18 protein-coding genes and 1 pseudogene are annotated in these 22,215 nt (G+C 59.7%); 8 read left to right on the top strand and 11 right to left on the bottom strand.

The window, feature by feature from the left end; translation table 11 throughout:
- Positions 1 to 329 precede the first annotated feature (329 nt).
- Entirely contained in the window at positions 330 to 899 is a 570-nt protein-coding gene (locus L904_RS21340) for a CarD family transcriptional regulator (protein WP_003505223.1), read from the top strand.
- Positions 900 to 971: 72 nt separating this feature from the next.
- On the opposite strand, the gene L904_RS21335 is transcribed toward L904_RS21340, so the two are convergent.
- Entirely contained in the window at positions 972 to 1,475 is a 504-nt protein-coding gene (locus L904_RS21335) for a L,D-transpeptidase (protein ID WP_155246276.1), read from the bottom strand.
- 286 nt (positions 1,476 to 1,761) lie between these two features.
- Between L904_RS21335 and L904_RS21330 the strand changes: the two genes are divergently transcribed.
- On the top strand, positions 1,762 to 2,445 hold the full coding sequence (locus tag L904_RS21330) for a response regulator transcription factor (protein ID WP_003505216.1): 684 nt from the start codon (positions 1,762 to 1,764) through the stop codon (positions 2,443 to 2,445).
- 146 nt (positions 2,446 to 2,591) lie between these two features.
- Complete coding sequence (locus tag L904_RS21325) at positions 2,592 to 3,047, top strand: cyclic nucleotide-binding domain-containing protein (RefSeq protein ID WP_020810625.1); 456 nt, start codon at positions 2,592 to 2,594, stop codon at positions 3,045 to 3,047.
- A 20-nt stretch (positions 3,048 to 3,067) separates the two neighbouring features.
- On the opposite strand, the gene L904_RS21320 is transcribed toward L904_RS21325, so the two are convergent.
- The 6 genes from L904_RS21320 to tesB all read right to left on the bottom strand — a co-directional run bounded on the left by L904_RS21320 (position 3,068) and on the right by tesB (position 10,514).
- Positions 3,068 to 3,871, bottom strand: a complete 804-nt coding sequence (locus tag L904_RS21320; RefSeq protein WP_003520284.1) for an exodeoxyribonuclease III — start codon at positions 3,869 to 3,871, stop codon at positions 3,068 to 3,070.
- Positions 3,872 to 4,033: 162 nt separating this feature from the next.
- Positions 4,034 to 4,759: an outer membrane lipoprotein carrier protein LolA gene (locus L904_RS21315; protein WP_020810626.1), complete on the bottom strand. Its 726-nt coding sequence runs from the start codon at positions 4,757 to 4,759 to the stop codon at positions 4,034 to 4,036.
- Between the two features lie 50 nt (positions 4,760 to 4,809).
- Entirely contained in the window at positions 4,810 to 7,476 is a 2,667-nt protein-coding gene (locus tag L904_RS21310) for a DNA translocase FtsK (protein WP_020810627.1), read from the bottom strand.
- A gap of 214 nt (positions 7,477 to 7,690) precedes the next feature.
- The gene (locus L904_RS21305) at positions 7,691 to 9,037 is read right to left on the bottom strand and encodes an ammonium transporter (RefSeq protein ID WP_020810628.1); all 1,347 of its coding nucleotides are present in this window, start codon (positions 9,035 to 9,037) and stop codon (positions 7,691 to 7,693) included.
- Positions 9,038 to 9,066: 29 nt separating this feature from the next.
- Positions 9,067 to 9,417: a P-II family nitrogen regulator gene (locus L904_RS21300; RefSeq protein ID WP_004444057.1), complete on the bottom strand. Its 351-nt coding sequence runs from the start codon at positions 9,415 to 9,417 to the stop codon at positions 9,067 to 9,069.
- A 212-nt stretch (positions 9,418 to 9,629) separates the two neighbouring features.
- Entirely contained in the window at positions 9,630 to 10,514 is an 885-nt protein-coding gene (gene tesB / locus L904_RS21295) for an acyl-CoA thioesterase II (protein WP_031234171.1), read from the bottom strand.
- On the opposite strand from tesB, the gene L904_RS21290 reads away from it, so the two are divergent.
- The 4 genes from L904_RS21290 (at position 10,490) to fdxA (ending at position 16,263) form a co-directional block, all read left to right on the top strand.
- Positions 10,490 to 11,815 carry a ubiquinone biosynthesis hydroxylase gene (locus tag L904_RS21290; RefSeq protein WP_371259439.1) on the top strand — a complete coding sequence of 442 codons (1,326 nt, stop codon included), beginning with the start codon at positions 10,490 to 10,492 and terminating at the stop codon, positions 11,813 to 11,815. The genes tesB and L904_RS21290 overlap by 25 nt on opposite strands.
- Positions 11,816 to 12,273: 458 nt before the next feature.
- Positions 12,274 to 15,345, top strand: coding sequence for a helicase-related protein (locus tag L904_RS21285; protein WP_035265237.1), 3,072 nt, complete (start codon positions 12,274 to 12,276; stop codon positions 15,343 to 15,345).
- 4 nt (positions 15,346 to 15,349) lie between these two features.
- Positions 15,350 to 15,766 carry an RNA-binding S4 domain-containing protein gene (locus L904_RS21280; protein WP_020810999.1) on the top strand — a complete coding sequence of 139 codons (417 nt, stop codon included), beginning with the start codon at positions 15,350 to 15,352 and terminating at the stop codon, positions 15,764 to 15,766.
- Positions 15,767 to 15,924: 158 nt separating this feature from the next.
- On the top strand, positions 15,925 to 16,263 hold the full coding sequence (gene fdxA, locus L904_RS21275; protein WP_031234034.1) for a ferredoxin FdxA: 339 nt from the start codon (positions 15,925 to 15,927) through the stop codon (positions 16,261 to 16,263).
- Between the two features lie 75 nt (positions 16,264 to 16,338).
- Here the strand turns inward: fdxA and holA are convergent, their stop codons facing one another.
- The 3 genes and pseudogenes from holA to leuS all read right to left on the bottom strand — a co-directional run bounded on the left by holA (position 16,339) and on the right by leuS (position 20,555).
- Positions 16,339 to 17,376, bottom strand: a complete 1,038-nt coding sequence (gene holA / locus L904_RS21270) for a DNA polymerase III subunit delta (protein WP_020811001.1) — start codon at positions 17,374 to 17,376, stop codon at positions 16,339 to 16,341.
- 11 nt (positions 17,377 to 17,387) lie between these two features.
- On the bottom strand, positions 17,388 to 17,933 hold the full coding sequence (gene lptE / locus L904_RS21265) for an LPS assembly lipoprotein LptE (protein ID WP_049832314.1): 546 nt from the start codon (positions 17,931 to 17,933) through the stop codon (positions 17,388 to 17,390).
- A pseudogene (gene leuS / locus L904_RS21260) lies at positions 17,926 to 20,555 on the bottom strand (leucine--tRNA ligase). The gene lptE and the pseudogene leuS overlap by 8 nt, the downstream one beginning before the upstream one ends.
- Positions 20,556 to 20,748: 193 nt before the next feature.
- Between leuS and L904_RS21255 the strand changes: the two are divergent.
- Complete coding sequence (locus L904_RS21255; protein ID WP_035265231.1) at positions 20,749 to 21,408, top strand: YggS family pyridoxal phosphate-dependent enzyme; 660 nt, start codon at positions 20,749 to 20,751, stop codon at positions 21,406 to 21,408.
- A gap of 59 nt (positions 21,409 to 21,467) precedes the next feature.
- On the opposite strand, the gene L904_RS21250 is transcribed toward L904_RS21255, so the two are convergent.
- On the bottom strand, positions 21,468 to 22,169 hold the full coding sequence (locus tag L904_RS21250; RefSeq protein ID WP_003520299.1) for a DUF1013 domain-containing protein: 702 nt from the start codon (positions 22,167 to 22,169) through the stop codon (positions 21,468 to 21,470).
- Positions 22,170 to 22,215: the final 46 nt, after the last annotated feature.

Genomic DNA, 22,215 nt, shown 5'->3' with positions numbered 1-22,215 from the left:
TTAGGCGGTTCTTTGGCTGCCATGTGATGTTGCGGCCACGGTCGAAGCAAATTATTGATTTGCGCCTATTTTTGTGGTACACCAACGACACTGATCCACAGCGTGGCATTTGTGTGCCCAAAAACACCACGAAAGCAACACCTCTTTTGCACGCGGTTTCCGTGACATATCGAGCGTTTACGTTATCGAACCCCGCAAGACGGGAAGGTGTGTTTTTGCGTGCACGGCTGGACCAGTGCGGAGTCACCTGACGGTTCCCCCGTCTCATCAGGGCCTGACCGACCCAACCCCGGCATCCCCGGGTATGTAACAGGGAGTTTTTAGAACGAATGACGACCCAGCAGAAGAAATCTCCAGCACATCACGGTTTCAAGACCGGTGAAGCGATTGTGTATCCCGCTCATGGTGTCGGTACCATTTCTGCCATCGAGGAACAAGAAGTCGCCGGCATGAAGCTTGAGCTTTTTGTCATCGATTTCGAAAAAGACAAGATGCGTCTTAAAGTTCCCGTCGCCAAAGCCGTCAGCATCGGCATGCGCAAGCTTTCCGAAGGCGATTTTGTCGAGCGGGCGCTGAAAGTGGTGCAGGGCAAGGCGCGTGTGAAGCGTACCATGTGGTCGCGCCGCGCGCAGGAATATGATGCGAAGATCAATTCCGGCGATCTCATCGCGATTGCGGAAGTCGTGCGCGATCTCTACCGTGCAGAAAATCAGCCGGAGCAGTCCTATTCCGAGCGTCAGCTTTATGAAGCTGCTCTCGACCGCATGGCGCGCGAAATCGCCGCCGTCAACAAGATGTCTGAAACCGAGGCTGTTCGCCTGGTGGAAGTGAACCTTGCCAAGGGCCCCAAGCGCGGCAAGACCGTCGAAGAGGACGATTCTCAGGACGAAGCCGCTTAATAACCGGCTTTTTCCCTCTAAAAAAACCCGCCTTGATGGCGGGTTTTTTGTTGCCCGATTGCAGGCTGGAATTCACAGGATGCGGATTTTCGTGCCTTTGCGCAGATGCGGCAGGATGCGCCGCATGTCACGGGGATGGAGGGCGACGCAGCCTGCGGTCGGCTCATATCCCGGTCTGATCAGATGCATGAAGATCGCCGAGCCGCGGTTGCGGCTTCTCGAGGTGATATTCCAGTCGAGCACCAGGCAGACGTCGTAGAGGCCGTCCTTCCGCATCATCTCTTCATGGCTCGGGGCGAAGGGCGCCTTGACCAGCCTGTTGTAATTGGGACTACTGGGCTCGTCGCACCACAGCATGGACTTCCGTGTACGCTGCATCGGCAGTGCCGTGGCGATGCCGGGAAGGCGGTCGCCGCGATAAAACCCGTGCAGCAGGCCGATGGTCGAGATGGGAGATTTTCCGTCTCCTTCACGTTTCAGCGCAGTGCGGCCATTGCGTCCGATCGCGGCTGGAAAGGTGAGATGCCCGAGCTGGACGATGGCGCGACTGATTTTCGAGGGGGCCGGCCGAACCATGAGCGTCGATGCGCGTTTACGTTGTCTTACGGGCTGGGTGCTCATGTTTTTCACGAGATTTTGCTTTGCAGGTTATTTAACGTGAAGTCATAGCACTTCGTTATATCATGGCAATGGGTTGACCTTTTATCGGCAAACCGCTGAATTGGCTGATAATTAGAGCGCCGGGCGTCTTTTGGGATGCATAAGGGACGCTCTAACTCTTTTAAACTACGCGTCGTGTCTCTCGAAAATCGAGCCTGATTTTTGGGCCGATGCGCTAAAGTAAGAAAGGCTGAGAATCCGAATGACGGCTCGCACTATCCTTCTGGTGGACGATGACGACGATCTTCGAGAGACGCTGACCGAGCAATTGTCTCCCTATGAGGAATTCTCGCTGCTCAGCGGCGCCAATGCCGCGCAGGCGATGCAGACCGCCAAGACCGCCCAGGTCGATCTTCTGATCATGGATGTCGGCCTTCCGGACATGGACGGCCGTGAGGCGGTAAAGCTGTTGCGCAAGGGCGGTTTCAAGGCGCCGATCATCATGCTGACCGGGCATGATACCGATTCCGATACTATTCTTGGGCTGGAAGCCGGGGCGAACGACTATGTGACAAAACCCTTTCGTTTCGCCGTGCTTCTGGCGCGTATCCGGGCACAGCTGCGTCAATATGAGCAGAGTGAGGATGCGGTTTTCACCGTCGGTCCCTATCAGTTCAAGCCCAGCCAGAAGCTGTTGACGACGGAGGACGGCAAGAAAATCCGCCTGACGGAAAAGGAAGCGGCGATCATCCGTTATCTCTACCGCGCCGGCAGCACCGTCGTTACCCGCGACGTCCTGCTGGAAGAGGTCTGGGGTTACAATTCCGGCGTGACAACGCACACGCTGGAAACGCATGTCTATCGTCTGCGCCAGAAGATCGAACGCGACCCGTCCAACGCTGAAATTCTGGTGACCGAGAACGGCGGATACAAGATCGTTCCCTGAGCAGGGGCTCTTTGCACCTGTCACGTGTCCAAAGCTCACGCCGCGCGTCCGAAAGGGCGCGCGGCGTTCTAACAGCTTGTATTTTGAGGGCCGATATTGGAAAACCGCTATAGTGGTGCAGGCGTTTTTCCGGAGTAACGATCGACATGGCCTTGACGGACGATATCATGCTGCTGGGGCAAGTGCCGTTATTTGCGGGGTTCAGCGATGACCAGTTGCGGCTTATCGCCTTCGGTGCGGAGCGCCGTCGTGTATCGGCCGGGCAGACATTGTTCCGGGAACACTCACCGGCCGAATGCGCTTTTGCGGTGACGGCTGGCCATTTCGAGCTTTTCACGGCAGGGCGGGATGGCAAGCCCGTGCTGCAGGCGACGCCGGGCAAGGGGGCGCTGCTTTCGGAGCTTGCGCTTTTCACGCTCTGCGAACGGAAGTTTACTGCCGTGGCAGCGGAGGATTCCGAAGTCATCCGCATAACGCGCATCCTCTTCCACCGGCTGGTGGAGGAGTTTCCGGAGGTTGCCGATATCGTATCGGCGCGTATTCGCGACAATATCGCGTCGCTGGCGGCGGGTGCGGCCCGTTTGCAGAACCGCTTCGTCTGACGCCAGACAACTCCGCCTGTTCAGAACCGGAAATGGGCGGTGACGGGAACATGGTCGGATGGCCGGTTCCAGCCACGGGCCTCGCGCAATATGTCGATTTTTTCGAGCGAGGAACCGAGATCCTGCGAAGACCAGATGTGGTCGAGGCGGCGGCCGCGATCAGCCGCTTCCCAGTCCTTGGCGCGGTAGCTCCACCAGGTATAGATTTTTTCCGTCTCCGGCACATTCAGACGCATCAGATCGAGCCAGTTGCCCTTCTTCATGATGTCAAGCATGCCTTCGGTTTCGACAGGCGTATGGCTGACGATTTTCAGAAGCTGCTTGTGTGACCAGACGTCATTTTCGAGCGGTGCGATGTTGAGATCGCCGACGAGAATGGACGAGGTCCCAGGCACGCCGTCGGCGCGAAGCGCCTTCATTTCCTCGATGAAATCCAGCTTGTGGCCAAATTTCGGATTGATCGAGCGATCCGGCTCGTCACCGCCTGCCGGCACATAAAAATTATGCAGCCGCACGCGGCGCGATCCGACCTCAAAAATCGCGGAAATGTGGCGTGCGTCGCCGATACCGCAATAGTCCTGTCGATGATCTTCGGTCAGCGGAATCTTCGAGGCGATGGCGACGCCGTGATAGCCCTTCTGGCCATGGATGATGACATGCTCATAACCGAGCGCCTTCAGCGGCTTCATCGGAAACTCGCCATTCGGGCATTTCGTTTCCTGCAGGCAAAGAATGTCGGGTTTGTAACGTACCAGAAACTGCTCAACGATCGGCATTCTGAGCCTGACCGAGTTGATGTTCCAGGTGGTTATCGAAAACGACATGCATGTGCTCCGCTTTTACTGCCGCGAACCGCTTGGCTCGTGACATGTTTCCGGGGCGCAGGCTTATAACATCGCGACGAAAACGGGAATGTATTTTAGCGGTAAAATGAAAAAGGCGACCGCGGGGTCGCCTTTCGAAGAATTTCCTTGGGGCTTAAAGCCTCAGCCGCCTTTACGAACTTCCTCGTAATTGATGTTGAAGACGCGTTCATCGAGGTTTACGCCGGTCTGGACATTGAAGATCATGACGGTCGTGTCCTTGTTCTGGGCGTCTGTCGTGGTCCATTGCCGCAGATCGAAGGTCTTCGGATCGAACATCAGGGTAATGGTGGAATCGCCGAAGACGCTCTTGTCGCCCAGCACGATGGTGGTCAGGTCCGATTCTTCCTTGACGTTGCGAACCTTCTGGTTGCCGAGATCGATCTTGTCGGACAGAAGCAGGCTGAGCGGCGTCTTGGAGAGCGGATAAAGATCCCAGGTCTTGAGCTTCATATTGCCGATGACGACGTTCTTGCCGTCGGCGATGACCCGCATGGGCGAGGGGTCTTCGTAATTGAAGCGGAGTTTGCCGGGGCGTTCGATGTAGAATTTGCCACCGGTCTGTTCACCGCGCGGGCCGAACTGGACGAATTCCCCCATCATGGTTTTGACCGACGAGAAGTGATTGGCGATTTTCTGTGCTGTCGCCGTGTTGCCGGCCGCCTGGGCAAAGGCGTCAAGCGGCGACAGGCCGGCCATGATTGCGGCCATGGAAAATGCCGTCAGCACGCCACGACGCGTCACGCCGTTTTGCGGTGCGTTTGCGTTGGCCGTTTCGCCGGTGGTGAGGTCGTTCATTCTATTCTCCTTCATCGCAGCGATTGTCCGCATAAAAGGCGGCGGCTTCATGACGTTGAAAGCGTGGAATAACGCTTCTTCGCCCCGCTTGGTTGCGGACGTTACCGCTCGATGATGTCTGCTTCCGTCGGTACGAGTATTTCGCGTTTTCCGGCGTGGTTGGCGGGGCCGATAATGCCCTCCTGCTCCATGCGCTCGATCAGCGAGGCGGCGCGGTTATAGCCGATGCCGAGACGCCGCTGCACATAGGATGTGGAGGCTTTGCCATCGCGAAGCACGACGGCCACGGCCTGATCGTACGGGTCCTCGGAATCGGAGAAACTGCCGGCACCGGTCGGGCCGCCGCCATTGCCCTCCTCGTCGTCTTCCTCGGTAATCGCTTCCAGATATTCCGGTGCGCCCTGTGTCTTCAGATAGGCGACGATCTCTTCCACCTCGTTGTCGGAAACGAAAGGACCGTGCACGCGCTGGATGCGCCCGCCGCCTGCCATATAGAGCATGTCGCCCATGCCGAGCAGCTGTTCGGCGCCCTGCTCTCCAAGGATGGTGCGACTGTCGATCTTCGACGTCACCTGGAAGGAGATGCGGGTCGGGAAGTTTGCCTTGATCGTGCCGGTGATGACGTCGACGGAGGGGCGCTGGGTCGCCATGATGACATGGATGCCGGCGGCGCGCGCCATCTGCGCCAGGCGCTGCACCGCGCCTTCGATGTCCTTGCCGGCGACCATCATCAGGTCGGCCATCTCGTCGATGATGACGACGATATAGGGCAGGGGCTTCAGATCGAATTCTTCCGTCTCGTAAATCGCCTCGCCGGTCTGGCGGTCGAAACCGGTCTGCACCGTGCGGGTGAGTATCTCGCCCTTGTCGAGCGCCTGCTGCACGCGGCTGTTGAAGCCGTCGATATTGCGCACGCCGATCTTCGACATCTTTTTGTAGCGCTCTTCCATCTCGCGCACCGTCCACTTCAGCGCCACGACGGCCTTTTTCGGATCGGTAACGACGGGAGAGAGCAGATGCGGAATGCCGTCATAGATCGACAGTTCGAGCATTTTCGGGTCGATCATGATCAGGCGGCACTGTTCCGGCGACATGCGGTAAAGCAGTGACAGGATCATGGTGTTGATGGCGACCGACTTGCCCGAACCGGTGGTGCCGGCAACGAGAAGATGCGGCATCTTGGCAAGATCGGCGATGACAGGTTCGCCGCCGATGGTCTTGCCGAGCGCCATCGCGAGTTTGGCCTTGCTGTTTTCGAAATCGCGGCTGCCGATCAGTTCCCGCAGGAACACGGTTTCGCGCGTCTGGTTCGGCAGTTCGATGCCGATGGCGTTGCGGCCGGGAACGACGGCGACGCGGGCGGCGATCGCGCTCATGGAGCGGGCGATGTCATCGGCAAGGCCGATGACACGAGAGGATTTGATGCCGGGTGCCGGTTCCAGTTCGTAGAGCGTGACGACCGGGCCGGGGCGGACATGAATGATTTCGCCCTTGACGCCGAAATCCTCAAGAACGCCTTCCAGAAGGCGGGCGTTCTGTTCCAGCACTTCCTCGCTCAGCATATTGTCGCGAACGACATTCTTCGGCTCCGCCAGAAGATGGACTGTGGGCAGCTGGAAACCGTCTGCGGCGATGAAAGAGGCCTGCGCCTCCCTTGCCACGCGCTCGCTGGGCTTCGGGCGCGCGGAAGGGGCGGTTATTCTGGGTTGCCCGCGTCCCGGCGCCTGTCGGGCGGTGAATTTCTGGTCGGACTCGTCGTCGGAGAGAATGCCGTTCGGCAGCCGGCGTCCATCCGCGTCGAAGGGGTGTTCGTCATCCATGTCCTCGTCATGATCGAGCGCGATGGAGGGAGGCGACATCTGGCGACGCGATGCGGCGCGTTCTTCGAAAGACGGCTCTGCGCGCTGGTCGAGGCGGTTGATCGCGGTCTTGAGGCGCGACGGTTCGTTCAGCGTGCCGAATTCATATTCGTTGAAGTCGTAAGGATGTTCGAATTCGTCGTGCAGGGATTTAGACTTCAGGCCGAACAGGCGGCGCAGGCGCGCCTGGGTGATGTACCAGTAATGCGCCAGTGCGCCGAAGGCGAGCATATTGGCGAAGAAACCCTCGCCGTCGTCTTCATCATCCTCTTCGGCCTCACGGGCGGCGCGGGCCTTGCTGGTGGCGACGGGAGCGGCTTCTTCGCGTTCCAGCTCGTCATCCAGACCGCCAACGACACCGGCGGCAAACAGCATCAGCCATGCGGCAGGCGCCGCAAATATGACACCCAGTACCGTGGCAATCGTGCCGGTGGGGTAAGCGCCGATGAAAAGGGCGGGAAAGCGCAGGATCATGTCACCGATGACGCCGCCGATGCCGTTCGGCAGCGGCCATGTCACGGGGGCCGGAAAACAGCCGAGCGAGGCGGCGCAGACGATGGCGCCTGCGACCCAGGCCACGAGGCGAACGGGTATGCGGTGGAATTTGCGGCCGGCGATCAGCGCGATCGCCCAGGCGATGACGGGCAGGAGCGAGATGATTGCGGAAAGCCCGAGGAACTGCATCACGATATCGGCGAAAATCGCACCGCCGTAGCCCAGAAGATTGGTGGGCTGGTTTCCTGTCGCGTAGGAAAGGCTCGGATCCGCGACATTCCATGTCGCGAGCGCGGCGATGCCCAGTGCAATCGTGGCCAGCAGAGCGAAACCGGCGAGAGCCATGATCTGACGCACGAAAAACGCCGTCAACACGAAGCGCGTGTGACGACCATCGAATGTCGGAGAATGCATTCTGCCCATGTCCCTGAACCCGTCGTTTTATGGTTTCGGCAAGATCCGGCAGGAGACCTGATCCCGGATTGACAGGGAAAACTAACCGCTTGCTGGTTAATGTCGTGTTAACCATGCGGTTTTTTGAAGCGCTTCGGATTTACGGCAAAGAAAAAGGCCCGCCGGAGCGGGCCTTCTTTTGGGAGAGGGGATGGAGAACCCCTTTTCCCGGATATCAAGAGTGGTAAGCGGCTTCGCCGTGGGTTGCGAGGTCGAGACCTTCGCGTTCGGCTTCGACCGGAACCCGCAGACCGACGATCACGTCGACGATCTTGTAGAGGATCGCGGAGACGATGGCGCACCAGACGATGGTGATGGCGACGGCGACGAACTGCGTCCAGAGCTGCGAGGCGATGGAGAAGTCTTCCTTGCCCGTGCCGCCAAGCAGCGGCGAGGTGAAGATGCCGGTGCCGAGAGCGCCGATGATGCCGCCAATGCCGTGGACGCCGAAGACGTCGGCAGTGTCGTCATAACCGAACTTGTTCTTCACCACGGAGACGAAGAAGTAGCAGATCGGCGAGACGATGAGGCCGAGAACGATGGCGCCCATCGGGCCGACGGAACCGGCGGCGGGGGTGACGGCGACGAGACCGGCGATCATGCCCGAAGCGGCGCCCAGCATGGAGGCCTTGCCGCGGGTGAAGCTTTCAACCAGCGACCAGGAAACGATGGCGGCTGCGGTTGCGAGGAAGGTGTTCATGGTTGCGAGAACCGCACCGCCCGATGCTTCGAGGTTGGAGCCGGCGTTGAAGCCGAACCAGCCGAACCACAGCATGGCTGCACCGACGAGGGTCAGCGTCATCGAGTGGGGGGCCATCATGTCCTTGCCGAAGCCGGTACGCTTGCCGACCATGATCGCACCGATCAGGCCTGCGATACCGGCATTGATGTGAACGACGGTGCCGCCGGCGAAGTCGAGAGCGCCCATGCCGAAGATCAGGCCGTTTGCATCCCAGACCATGTGAGCGATCGGGAAATAGACGAAGGTGGCCCACAGGATGGTGAAGAGGATGACGGCGGAGAATTTGACGCGTTCTGCGAAGGCGCCGATGATCAGCGCCGGCGTGATGGCCGCGAAGGTCATCTGGAAGGCGATGAAGGTATATTCGTAGATCACGACGCCCTCAGAGAAGGTTGCCGAGGTGCTGTCAAGCGAAACGCCCGACAGGAACAGCTTGCCGAAACCGCCGAAATAAGGGCCGGTGCCGCCGCCAAAGGCGAAGGAGTAACCGTAGATTACCCAGACGAGCATCATGACTGCGCCGACGACCGTGCACTGCATGAGAACGGAGAGCATGTTCTTTGTGCGGACGAGACCGCCGTAAAACAGGGCCAGGCCCGGAATGATCATGAAAAGGACGAGGATCGTCGCGACATACATGAATGCGGTGTCGGCTTTTTCCGGAACGGGCGCTGCGGCTGCTGCCGGCGCGGCATCCTGGGCAAAGGCGATGGCCGGAGCCATCAGGGCCGCCGCTGCGGCGCCCAGCTTGCCGAGCGTTGAAAACTTGTTGAGTTGCATAGCTAGAAAACTCCCCTGTCAGCCGTGCTTCAAAGCGCTTCTGTGTTGGTTTCGCCGGTACGGATGCGCACGGCCTGTTCGATAGAGTAGACGAAGATCTTGCCGTCACCGATCTGCCCGGTCTTTGCCGCAGACGCGATCGCTTCGACAGCCTTGTCGACGACGTCGGATGGAACTGCGATCTCGATCTTCAGCTTGGGAAGGAAGCTCACCGCATATTCCGTGCCGCGATAAATCTCGGTATGCCCCTTCTGGCGTCCGTAACCCTTTACCTCGGTCACGGTCAGGCCCTGGATGCCGACGCCGGTGAGCGCTTCGCGCACTTCATCCAGCTTGAACGGCTTGATAATGGCCATCACAATTTTCATCTGGTTTCCCATCCTTTGTTTTGTCCTCGGCACGGAGCCGACTCTCCTGCCGCTGGCAGATCAGTAACAGCGACTGCGGACATACATTCAAAGGGCGTGCCAGTTTTGAGTGTGTATCTAACGTATTGAAATATAAAACTTATATGAAGTGCGTCTGAAAAAGGGGCATTTGTCGCCAAAATTTGCGTCTATTAAATGTGCGATTTTCAGAAAAAGCACATTATTTAATCATTTGCCCTTTTGCGGATCAAACCCTCCTGCGCCACGGAGGCGACCAGTTCACCCTGTCTGGTGAAAATATTGCCACGGGTCAAACCGCGTGCGCCGGAAGCGCTGGGGCTGTCCTGTGTGTAGAGCAGCCAGTCGTCCAGCCGGCAGGGGCGGTGGAACCACATGGCGTGATCGAGGCTCGCCACCTGAATGGACGGATCGAAGATGGTCGTGCCATGGGCGTAGAGCGAGGTGTCGAGCAGGGTCATATCTGAGAGATAGGCGAGAATGGCCGATTGCAGACGCGGATCATCGGGCACATCGCCGACGGCGCGGACCCAGATATCCTGCTGCGGTTCGAGTTTTTCCTTGGAGATGTAGTGGGTCAGCGATACCGGCCGTATCTCTATCGGTCGCTTGTTGCTCCAGTATTTGCGGATAGAAGCGGGCGCCTTTGCAAGAAAGGCTGCCTGCATCTGCTCCTCGCTCATCAGTTTTTCAGGCGGCGTCACGTCAGGCATTTTGATCTGATGGTCGAAACCATCCTCGAAAATCTGAAACGAGGCCGACATGGAAAAAATGGCCTTGCCATGCTGGATGGCGACCACCCGGCGTGTGCAGAAGCTCGCGCCGTCGCGGATGCGCTCCACCTGGTAGACGATAGGCACCAGCGGATCGCCGGGGCGCATGAAATAGGCATGCAGCGAATGCACGAAACGGTCGTTATCCACGGTCCTCTGCGCGGCGATCAGGGCCTGCGCGATGACCTGGCCGCCGAAAACCCGCTGCCAGCCGATCTGCGGGCTTTCGCCCCGGAACAGGTTCTCTTCCAGCTTCTCAAGATCGAGTGTGGCGATGAGATTGACCATCGGGTCTGAGGTTTGCGAGGGATGCGACATTTTTTCGGCCTGCTCCGGCTGTAGGAAGACGTCACATGGTCTATAGTGCGCCGATGATGCGTGCACAAGATTCGAGGAGAAGCGCGATGCTGGACGTAGTGGTGGCAGGCGGCGGATATGTCGGTCTTTCCGTTGCTGTCGCAATCAAGCAGGCGGCCCGGCATCTTGATGTGCAGGTGGTTGAGGCTTCTCCCGAGGATGTCTGGGCGAAGGACGTTCGCGCTTCCGCCATTATTGCGGCAGCCACCCGGATGCTCGATGTTTTCGGCATATGGAACGAAATCGAGCCGGAAGCGCAGCCGATACACAAGATGATCGTCACCGATTCGAAGACCGCCGATCCGGTGCGTCCCGTGTTCCTGACTTTCGACGGCGCCGTGGAAGAAGGCAGGCCGTTTGCCCATATGGTTCCGAACGTCGCTCTGGTGGGCGCATTGCGAGGCCTGTGCGAGCGTCTTGGCATAAAAATCCGTCACGGTCTCAGTGTTTCCGATTTTACCGCGGGTCCGCAGTCGACGGCCATTCGCCTCTCCGATGGGTCGACGCTCGAAGCGCGATTGCTGATTGCCTGTGACGGCGTTCGCTCCGCGCTCAGGGACATGGCCGGTATCAAGACCGTGCACTGGGCTTACGATCAGTCCGGTATTGTGACGACCGTTGAGCATGCGCGGCCGCATGAGGGCTGCGCCGAAGAGCATTTCCTGCCATCCGGTCCCTTCGCCATCCTGCCGCTGAAGGGAAATCGCTCTTCGCTCGTCTGGACCGAACGCACGGCCGATGCCGACAGGCTGGTAGCTTCCGACGATCTGGTGTTCGAGGAAGAACTGGAGCGCCGGTTCGGTCACAAGCTCGGTCCTCTTCGTCCGGTCGGTCCCCGCCGCGCCTTCCCATTGGGTCTGACGCTGGCGCGCTCTTTCGTTGCTCCGCGTTTCGCGCTTGCGGGTGATGCGGCCCATGGCATTCACCCGATTTCCGGGCAGGGCCTCAATCTTGGCTTCAAGGACGTGGCGGCTCTCGCCGAAACCGTGGTCGAGGCCGACCGTCTCGGCCTCGATATCGGCTCACTCAACGTTCTGGAGCGTTACCAGTCCTGGCGGCGCTTCGACACGTTGCGGATGGGCGTGACGACGGATGTGCTGAACCGGCTTTTCTCCAACGATATTGGCCCCATCCGTATCATGCGTGATTTCGGTCTCGGCGTGGTGGATCGTTTGCCGGGTCTCAAATCCTATTTCATCGGTCAGGCCGCCGGCACGACGGATGCGAATGCGCCGCGTCTGCTTGCCGGCGAGGCGCTCTGATCCGACCCCTCATGTATGTTTCTGATCGGCTTTTCCGGGATTGCCGCTTGACAGCCGATTCCGGGATTTTCTGCCCGGCGGCTTTACCGTAAAGTCGAATCCGGCCAAGGACTTATCCGGATTCATAATCTGGTATGGTCTGCGCCCTCGCCAACCAGATATTGCGGAGAACAAAAGCTGAATCCCATCGAGTCAGCGATTCGTATTCGATTCGTTCGCAGACTGTTCCGCAGCCGAATCGATTTCATTTTCGCCGGATTCTTTTTGTTTGTTCAACTAGCTGAATCTGAAAGGAAAATTCCGTCGACTGGTCGCCCTGCGCCACTTTGCGGGTGAGGCCTATTGCCTTTGTCAGCGGGCATTGCCATGTGTGGTGCGTGCGGCCCGTATCGGTGATGCCGGGCGGCACGGCAAGCAGATGAAGTCGATTCGCGGATAGTACGTTGAATTTTCGCCCCATGATCCTGAGCGGCCGCGGTGTCACGGCCGTTCTCGGCCCCACCAATACCGGCAAGACCCATTACGCGATCGAGCGGATGGTCGCGCATGGCAGCGGTGTCATTGGCCTGCCGCTGCGTCTTCTGGCGCGGGAGGTCTATACCCGCCTCGTTGAAAAGGTGGGCGCGCCGAATGTGGCGCTGATTACCGGCGAAGAAAAAATCGCTCCTCCCAAAGCCAAATATTCCGTCTGCACGGTGGAAGCCATGCCGCGCGAGACGACGGCCGCCTTCGTCGCGATAGACGAGGTGCAGCTGGCGGGCGATCTCGAACGCGGGCACATCTTCACCGACCGGGTGCTGCATCTGCGCGGGCGGGAGGAAACGCTGCTGCTTGGCGCCGGCACGATGCGCCCTATCCTCGAAAAACTGCTGCCGGGAATTACCGTTGTGGAACGCCCGCGCCTGTCGCAGCTCTTTTATGCGGGTCAGAAGAAGATAACCCGCCTGCCGCAACGCACGGCGATCGTCGCCTTTTCCGCCGATGAGGTCTATGCCATCGCCGAGCTGGTGCGCCGTCAGCGCGGTGGTGCTGCCGTGGTGCTGGGCGCGCTTTCGCCGCGCACACGCAATGCGCAGGTGGGGCTCTACCAGTCCGGCGATGTCGAATATCTTGTCGCGACTGACGCCATCGGCATGGGTCTCAACCTCGATGTCGACCATGTCGCCTTCGCGCAGGACCGCAAATTCGACGGCTATCAGTTCCGCAATCTCAATCCCGGTGAGATCGGCCAGATCGCCGGCCGCGCCGGCCGCCATCTTCGCGATGGCACATTCGGCGTGACAGGGCGTGTCGATCCGTTCGATGACGAGCTGGTGGAGCGGATCGAAACCCATCAGTTCGATGCGGTGAAGGTTCTGCAGTGGCGAACGAAAAATTTCGATTTTTCCTCCATCGCCAATCTGCGCCTGAGCCTCGATGCCGCGCCGGCGATCCAGGGACTTTCGCGCGCCCTGCCGGCAATCGACCAGCAGGCGCTGGAATATCTGTCGCGTTATCCCGAGATCATCGATGTGACGACGACCGATTCGCGGGTGGAAAAACTATGGGAGGCGTGTGCGCTTCCCGACTATCGCCGCATTGCTCCTGCCCAGCATGCGGATCTGATCTCCACGCTCTATTTCGACCTCGTCAAACGCGGGGCGGTGAACGAGGATTTCATGGCCGAGCAGGTGCGTCGCGCCGACCGCACGGATGGAGAGATCGATACCTTGTCTGCGAGGATTGCGCAGATCAGAACATGGACTTATGTATCGAACCGCCCAGGATGGCTTGCCGATCCGACACACTGGCAAGAAAAGACTCGGGAAATCGAGGATCGATTGTCCGATGCGCTACATGAAAGGTTGACGAAACGCTTTGTTGATCGCAGGACATCTGTGCTCATGAGGCGCCTGAGAGAGAATGCGATGCTTGAAGCTGAAATCAGTGTAAATGGTGATGTCTTCGTAGAAGGTCATCACGTCGGCCAGTTGGCCGGGTTCCGGTTCACGCCGGTGCCGGGAATGGAAGGGCCGGATCAGAAGGCCGTGCAGGCTGCGGCGCAGAAGGCGCTCGCGCTCGAATTCGAGGCGCGTGCCGCGCGTCTGCATGCCAGTGGAAATGGCGATCTCGCTTTGAGCTCCGATGGTCTGGTTCGCTGGTTGGGCGAACCGGTTGCTCGCCTTTCGGCCGGCGACAACATCATGAAGCCGCGGGTGATCCTGCTTGCCGACGAGCAGCTGAACGGCAATGCCCGTGATCACGCGCTGGCGCGCGTCGAGCGTTTCGTCAATCATCAGATTGCGACCGTGCTGAAGCCGTTGGACGATATTTCCCGCGCCGAAGACCTTCAGGGTCTGGCGAAGGGTCTGGCGTTCCAGCTCGTGGAAAATCTTGGCGTACTGTTCCGCCGCGACGTTGCCGAAGACGTGAAGTCTCTGGATCAGGACGCGCGCGCCTCCATGCGGCGCTACGGCGTGCGTTTCGGCGCCTATCACGTTTTCCTGCCTGCGCTTCTCAAGCCCGCCCCGGCGGAGCTTGTGACGCTGCTCTGGGCTTTGAAGAATGACGGTCTCGGCAAGCCGGGTTACGGCGATCTCATTCCGGTGCTGGCCGCCGGCCGTACCTCGGTCGTCACGGATGCCAGCTTCGAGCGCATGTTCTACAAGCTCGCCGGTTTCCGTTTCCTCGGAAAGCGCGCCGTGCGTATCGACATTCTAGAGCGCCTGGCCGATCTCATCCGCCCGCTGCTGCAGTGGAAACCCGGTCAGCAGCCGCGTCCGGAAGGCGCCTATGACGGTCGCCGTTTCACAACCACGACCGCCATGCTTTCCATTCTCGGCGCGACGCTTGACGACATGGAAGAAATTCTGAAGGGCCTCGGTTACCGCGCCGATCAGGTGACGGCGGAAGAGGCGCAGGCCTTCCTCGCCAGCCACGCCGGTGCCTCTGCTCCGGCTGCCGCGGAAGCGGCGACGGCTGAAGAGGAAAGCGTCGAGACCGAGGAACACGAGCCGGCTTCCGAAGAACAGGTGTCCGAGACGGTGGCTGCTGTCGAAGGCGAAGCTTTCGAGGCGCCGGTTGCGGAGGCTGAAGGCGAAGAGGCTGTCGCAGCCGAGGCTGCGCCGGAAAGCGCTGAGGCCGCCGAGCCCAAGCCCGTTCTTCTGTGGCGTCCGGGTGGTCGCAACGAAAATCAGCGTGGCGAAAACCGTCGTCCCGGCAATCGCGGTCAGGGCCGTGGTGAAGGAGCGCGCGAACAGGGCGAGCGTCGTGGCGAAGGCCGTCGCGACAATCGTGACGGTGCAAGTGCCAATCGCAGTGGTGACGGCGAGCGCAAGCGCGATGGCGGCCGTCCGGACCGTGGCAACAACCGCAACAACGATCGTCACGATCGCGGGGAGCGCAAGGACCGGCCGGAACGCAATGACCGTGGCGGAAAGTCACAGGGTCAGCAGCGCTTCGAAGCCAAGCCGCCGCGCAAGGAAAAGCCGCTCGATCCGGATTCGCCCTTCGCAAAGCTCGCTGCCCTCAAGGAGCAGCTGAAGAAGTAGGCCGATGGGAAGCAGCGAACAGCCACTGGAAAGCACGCGTCAGCGTCTGGACAAGTGGCTGTTCTTTGCCCGTATGGCCAAATCCCGTTCGCTTGCCCAGAGCTACATTCAGTCTGGCCACGTCAAGGTCAACGGCATTGCCATTCGCCAGTCCAGCCATGTGGTGAAGGCGGGCGACAGGCTGGAGATCGGCTTCGAGCGGATGGACAAGGTGCTTGTCGTCAAGTCCGGCGGAACACGGCGTGGACCCTATGAGGAAGCCAGACTTCTCTATGACGACGAGACGCCGCCACGGGAACCTTCCGACAGGCTGACACCTCTCGAGCAGGCGTTGCGCCAGCCGGGCAGCGGGCGTCCCACCAAAAAAGAGCGCAGGGCGCTCGACAGGTTTCTGTCTGACAGCGACGGAAGCAAAGATTAGAATAAACCTCCGGGTCGCACCCCTTTTTCAGAATTGTTTATCCTTGCTATCTGTAAGCAAAGGCATTACGTCACTTGCGAAATTGCCCTGTCTGAATTCCGGGCGACGGCTTGTGTTCCGAAGCCCACAGACCCGGCCTGCATATTCTGGAGTTCATCATGACATATGTCGTGACCGACAATTGCATCCGCTGCAAATATACCGATTGCGTTGAGGTCTGCCCCGTCGACTGCTTTTACGAGGGTGAAAATTTCCTCGCGATCAATCCCGATGAATGTATCGATTGCGGTGTCTGCGAACCGGAATGTCCCGCCGAAGCCATCAAGCCCGATACGGAGCAGGGTCTCGATAAATGGCTGAAGCTCAATGCCGAATATGCGGCAATCTGGCCTAATATCACGATCAAGCGCGACCCGATGCCGGAAGCCAAGGAAATGGACGGTGTCGAAGGCAAGCTCGAGCTTTATTTCTCCGCCGAGCCCGGACAGGGCGACTGAGTTTTTACGGCCTGACCGCGAAACCATGATTTAAAAAGCCCTCGCAGCAGCAGCGCGAGGGCTTTTTGCTGGGCCTCATCCGCCGCGGCCGGATTGCAGCGTGGTCGACAGCAATGTCAGAAGGGCCACGCTTTCCTCCAGGCTTTGCCGCTGACGGCTTTGCAGGATAGCGGCCTGCAGGCGGTTCATCTCGCGGGCGATCGCCGCTGGCTGCCAGGTTCGCAGTGCTCTTTCGATGATGGGTTTTCTGCGGAAATGGATGTGGCGTCCAAGTGTCTGCATGACCTGACCGGCCTGCAGTTTTTTCTCATCCATTTCGGCCCGCATCTGGTCGAGCAACTGGAATTGCTTGAGGCACCCCTGAAGCACAAGGAAGATCGGGGTCTTCGAAGAGACGATCTTCTGCGTCGCATGGAAAAAGGCATTTCTGTCGCCTTTCAGAATGGCGTCGACGGCATCGTCTGCGGAAACTGTGCTGGCGTCACCGATGATCGCCAGCACATCGTCTTCCTCGACCACCTCGGCTCCGCGGCAATAGAGCGCCAGCTTGCGGATTTCGTTGCGCGAGGCGATACGGTCACCACCCAGGGATTCGATTAGCCTCTGTCTTGCGGCTGGCGCAATGCGCAGATTATCGGCGGAGAGTTCCTGATCGATCAATGCGTTCAATGAGCGCGCATCGTCGGCATAACAGGGAATCGCAGCGATGGAGCGCGCCGGTTCTGCGATCTTGCGCAGTCCCGTACCCTTCTTGATGTCGCCTGCTTCGATGATGAGGAAGCTCGCTTCCGGCGGTGTCTCGGCAAGAATCTGCAGCGCATCCACCAGCGCCTTTTCCGCCGCAGCACCTTTGACCCAGACGAGTTTTTCGCCGCCGAAAAGGCCGATGGCATTCACCTCGTCGAGCAGACGGCCGGGGTCGCCCTGCAGATCGGATGCGGTCAGTTTCAGCGATGCGAAAGCGTCATCGGGATCGATACCGGTCTTTTTGGCGATGACGCCTGCGCGTTCCGACACGAGACCGCGATCCGGGCCGTAAAGCACGAAAACGCGAAAGCGCTCCGCCGGATTTTCGGCGAAGCGCTCAAATTCATGGGACTTTATCTCCGTCACGGTCGCCGCTCTCAGCGGCCGAGCGTGGCGGCGATATCGGTGCGGATGATTTCAGCCAGTTCCCGGGCCGCACGGTTCTCGGCGTCGCGGATTGCCCGGATCTTGGCGAATTCCTGCTGCGGCAGGTCCACCTGCGCCGTCACACTACGCCGTGCGGAGCGCAGGATTTGACCGTCGGAAACGCGTGTCAGCACATATTGACCGCTCATTACGACACGACCAGGGTAGGGGCCATCGTAATTGTTGTTTGCGCGGGTCGTCAGGTCGTAATTCTGCACTTCCGTTGACGTGGCGCTCGAGCTTACGGAAATCTTGACGTTATATTGCGCCGTGGCCGGTTGGCCTGCGCCGCCGGCCATCAGAAAGATCAGTTGGTTGCGGACTTCCTGCCCGACTCTGCCACCGACGTCGGAGACGCTGACGGCCGCCAGTCTTTCCTTGGTTCCGGAAGCCTCGCCATAGAGCGGGCGCACCTGGCAGCCTGCCAGAAGACCAGCCATCGTCACGACGGAAATTGCTGCCGCGACGCGGCCCCATCTTGAAAAAACGTCAGACAACAATGTTCACAATCCTCTGCGGAACCACGATGACTTTCTTGGGCTCGCCACCGGCAAGAATGGATTTGACGGCATCCAGCGCAAGGGCGGCCGTTCGGACCGCATCTTGATCCGCATCGCGCGCGATTGTCAATTCGCCACGCTTCTTGCCGTTGACCTGCACGGGCATGACCACATCGTTTTCCTCGACCAGCGAAGCGACGAAGGCCGGCCACGGCGTCTGGGCCACGAGGCCCGTATTGCCCAGTGCGGACCAGCATTCTTCCGCCAGATGCGGCGTCATGGGGGCAATGATGCGGATGAGGATTTCGACGGCGTCGCGCGCGGCCGCCTTGACGTCCTCAGGTTTGCCGCCAGAAGCAACATCGGCGAGCGGGCCGGCCAGCGCATTGACCAGTTCGTAGATGCGGGCGATGGCCTTGTTGAAGGCGAGCTTGTCCAGATCTTCCTGAACAGCCTTCAGCGTCTTGTGGGCGGCCTTGGAGGCCGCCAGCCCTTCGCCTTCGGTCGCAGGCTTCGGCTGGACGGTTCTCAGCTCTTCCGCCGCTTCGCCGATGATGCGCCAGACGCGCTGGACGAATCGGTTTGCGCCTTCCACCCCGGCTTCGGACCAGATGACGTCACGATCGGGCGGAGAGTCCGACAGCACGAAGAAGCGTGCGGTATCGGCGCCGTAGGATGCGATGATATCGTCGGGGTCGACCACGTTCTTCTTCGACTTCGACATCTTCTCGATGGAGCCGATTTTCACCTCTTCGCCGGAAGAGAGCAGGAAGGCGCGGCGCGTGCCGTCGTTTTCCTCGATCCTCAGTTCGGCCGGCGGCACCCATTCGCGTGCGGTGCCTTCGCCGCGGCTATAGGTCTCGTGCACCACCATGCCCTGCGTGAACAGGCCCTTGAAGGGTTCCTTGACGCCGACATGGCCTGTCTCGCGCATCGCACGGGTGAAGAAGCGCGAATAGAGCAGATGCAGGATCGCGTGCTCGATGCCGCCGATATACTGATCGACCGGCAGCCAGTGGTTGGCGACCTTCGGATCGGTCGGTGCGTCTTCCCACGGCGCGGTGAAGCGCGTGTAATACCAGCTGGAATCGACGAAAGTATCCATCGTATCGGTTTCGCGGCGCGCGTCATGGCCGCATTGCGGGCAGGAGACATGACGCCAAGTGGGGTGCCGGTCCAGCGGGTTGCCGGGCACATCGAACGTCACGTCGTCGGGCAGCTTGACCGGCAGGTCCTTTTTCGGGACCGGTACGACGCCGCAGACTTCGCAATGGATGACCGGGATCGGGCAACCCCAATAACGCTGGCGGGAAATGCCCCAGTCGCGCAAACGGAAATTGACCTTGCGCTCGGCCTGCGGCGCGTTGCCCAGCGTCTGCGTAGAAAGCTTCTGCGCCATCGCCTCAAAGGCGTCAGCCGTCTTCATACCGTTCAGGAAGCCGGAATTGATCATCACGCCGTCATCGGTGAAGGCGGTATCATCGATGGTGAAGTTTGCAGCATCGGGGCCTTCGGGTGCGACGACGGCCACAACCGGCAGGCCGTATTTGCGGGCGAAATCCAGATCGCGCTGGTCACCCGACGGGCAGCCGAAGATCGCGCCGGTGCCATAGTCCATCAGCACGAAATTGGCGACATAGACCGGCAACTCCCAGCTCGGGTCCAGCGGGTGCACGACCTTGACGCGGGTATCGATACCCTTCTTTTCAGCCGTTTCGAGCGCTGCGAGCGAGGTGCCATGGCGGCGGCATTCGTCGCAGAACTCGGCAATCGCCGGGTTGTTCGCGGACAGTTCTCTCGCCAGCGGGTGGTCGGCGGCGATTGCCAGGAAGGATGCGCCGAACAGGGTGTCCGGGCGTGTCGTATAGACGGTGATGTCGGAGAAACCTTCCGGCGCCGTGTCGGCGACCGTCTGCCAGCGCAGTGACAGGCCTTCGGAGCGGCCGATCCAGTTCTTCTGCATCAGGCGCACTTTTTCCGGCCATTGGTCGAGCGTATCCAGCTCGTCCAGCAGGTCCTGGCTGAAATCGGTGATGCGGAAGAACCATTGCGTCAACTCGCGTGTTCGACCAGCGCGCCGGAGCGCCAGCCGCGACCGTCGATCACCTGCTCGTTGGCGAGAACCGTATGGTCGACCGGGTCCCAGTTGACCTTGGACTGCTTGCGATAGACCAGACCCTTTTCCATGAAATCGACGAAAAGCGCCTGCTGGCGGTGGTAATATTCCACGTCGCAGGTCGCGAATTCGCGGGTCCAGTCCAGCGACAGACCCATGGATTTCAGCTGGCCGCGCATGGTGGCGATGTTCTGGTAGGTCCAGTCCTTCGGGTGAACCTTGTTCTGCATGGCGGCGTTTTCGGCAGGCATGCCGAAGGCGTCCCAGCCCATTGGGTGCAGGACGTTGAAACCGCGGGCGCGCTTGTAGCGGGCGACCACGTCGCCCATGGCATAGTTGCGGACATGGCCCATGTGAATGCGTCCCGACGGATAGGGAAACATCTCCAGAACGTAATATTTCTCGCGCGGATCGCTGTTGTCGGTGACGAAAACCTTGTCTTCGTTCCATTTCTGCTGCCAGCGCGGCTCGGCGTCGCGAGGATTGTAACGTTCGATGGCCATTGTTTAGAATTCCGGGTATCGAGGGGAAAAATTTGCGCTGACCTTCACCATGAAACGACCGGGGCGTCAAGTTTGGCGGGGCATTCGGGCGTTCAATCTTGGCCAGCGTGCCTCAAATGGTGCTAAACCCGCTTGGCATCAAGGCAATCGGCGTCTAGTTAGCGTTGCGAATGGTTCAAATGAAGGTCTTGTGATGGAAATCGAAGCACGTCTTGAGGATGTCAGGCAGCGCATTGCCGATGTTGCGGAAAAATCCGGACGCAAGGCGGCGGATGTTGCCCTCGTCGCGGTCTCGAAGACCTTCGAGGCGGAGGCGATTCAGCCGGTCATCGATGCGGGCCAGCGCGTGTTCGGCGAGAACCGCGTGCAGGAGGCGCAGGGCAAGTGGCCAGGCCTTAAAGAGAAGACGCCTGATATCGAGTTGCATCTGATTGGCCCGCTACAGTCCAACAAGGCGGCGGATGCCGTGGCGCTGTTTGATGTGGTGCAGAGCGTCGACCGCGAAAAGATCGCCCGCGCACTTGCCGAGGAATGCGGTAAACAGGGTCGCAGCCTTCGTTTTTATGTGCAGGTCAATACCGGGCTTGAGCCGCAAAAGGCGGGCATCGATCCGCGTGAGACCGTGGCTTTCGTCGGCTTTTGTCGGGATGAGCTGAAATTGCAGATCGAAGGACTGATGTGCATTCCGCCGGCGGATGAAAATCCGGGTCCGCATTTTGCGCTTCTGGCGAAGCTTGCCAAACAATGTGGGCTTGAGAAGCTTTCCATGGGCATGTCGGGCGATTTCGAAACCGCCGTGGAATTCGGCGCGACGAGTGTCCGTGTAGGCTCGGCGATCTTCGGTACGCGATAAGGCTGCAAATAAAAAACCCGGCGCTGAGGCCGGGTTTTCAAACTCTAAAAGACGTTCGATCAGTAGTGATCGTCCTCGTCTTCGTCCTTCTGCGTAGACTTCAGCGAGCTGAGCTTCTTGAAGACCGCATCGGCGTCGATCTGCTCGTCTTCCTCGCGCTGGAAGCTGTAGTCCAGACCTTCCGTCGCCGTTGCCGGCTGCAGCGTATTGTCGAGTTCTTCCGCGGTCGGAAGCGGACGGCCGCGCGAGGCGCGTTCGACTTCAAGGTCGAGATCGATCTGGCTGCAGAGGCCGAGCGTCACCGGGTCCATCGGCGTCAGGTTGGCCGAGTTCCAGTGGGTACGGTCGCGAATCTGCTCGATCGTCGACTTCGTGGTGCCGACGAGACGCGAAATCTGCGCATCCTTTAGTTCCGGGTGGTTGCGAACGAGCCAGAGAATGGCGTTCGGACGATCCTGACGCTTGGAAACCGGGGTGTAGCGCGGGCCGCGGCGCTTGGATTCCGGCACGCGGACCTTCGGTTCGGAAAGCTTGAGCTTGTGGTTGGGATTGGCTTCGGCGCGGGCGATTTCGTCGCGGGAGAGCTGTCCGGTTGCAATCGGATCGAGACCCTTGATGCCCTGTGCGGCTTCACCGTCGGCAATCGCTTTGACTTCGAGCGGATGCAGTTTGCAGAACGTGGCGATCTGATCGAACGACAGCGCGGTGTTGTCAACCAGCCATACAGCCGTAGCCTTTGGCATGAGCAATTGTTGAGCCATAGATACAGTCCTTCTGTCCGTCCGCGCCGGTGTCGCGGGCCGTGGG

This window comes from Agrobacterium sp. LY4 (genome assembly GCF_001526585.1).
In the GTDB taxonomy this organism is placed as follows: Bacteria; Pseudomonadota; Alphaproteobacteria; order Rhizobiales; family Rhizobiaceae; genus Agrobacterium; species Agrobacterium leguminum.
This window is presented reverse-complemented; position numbering and strand designations above follow the sequence as displayed.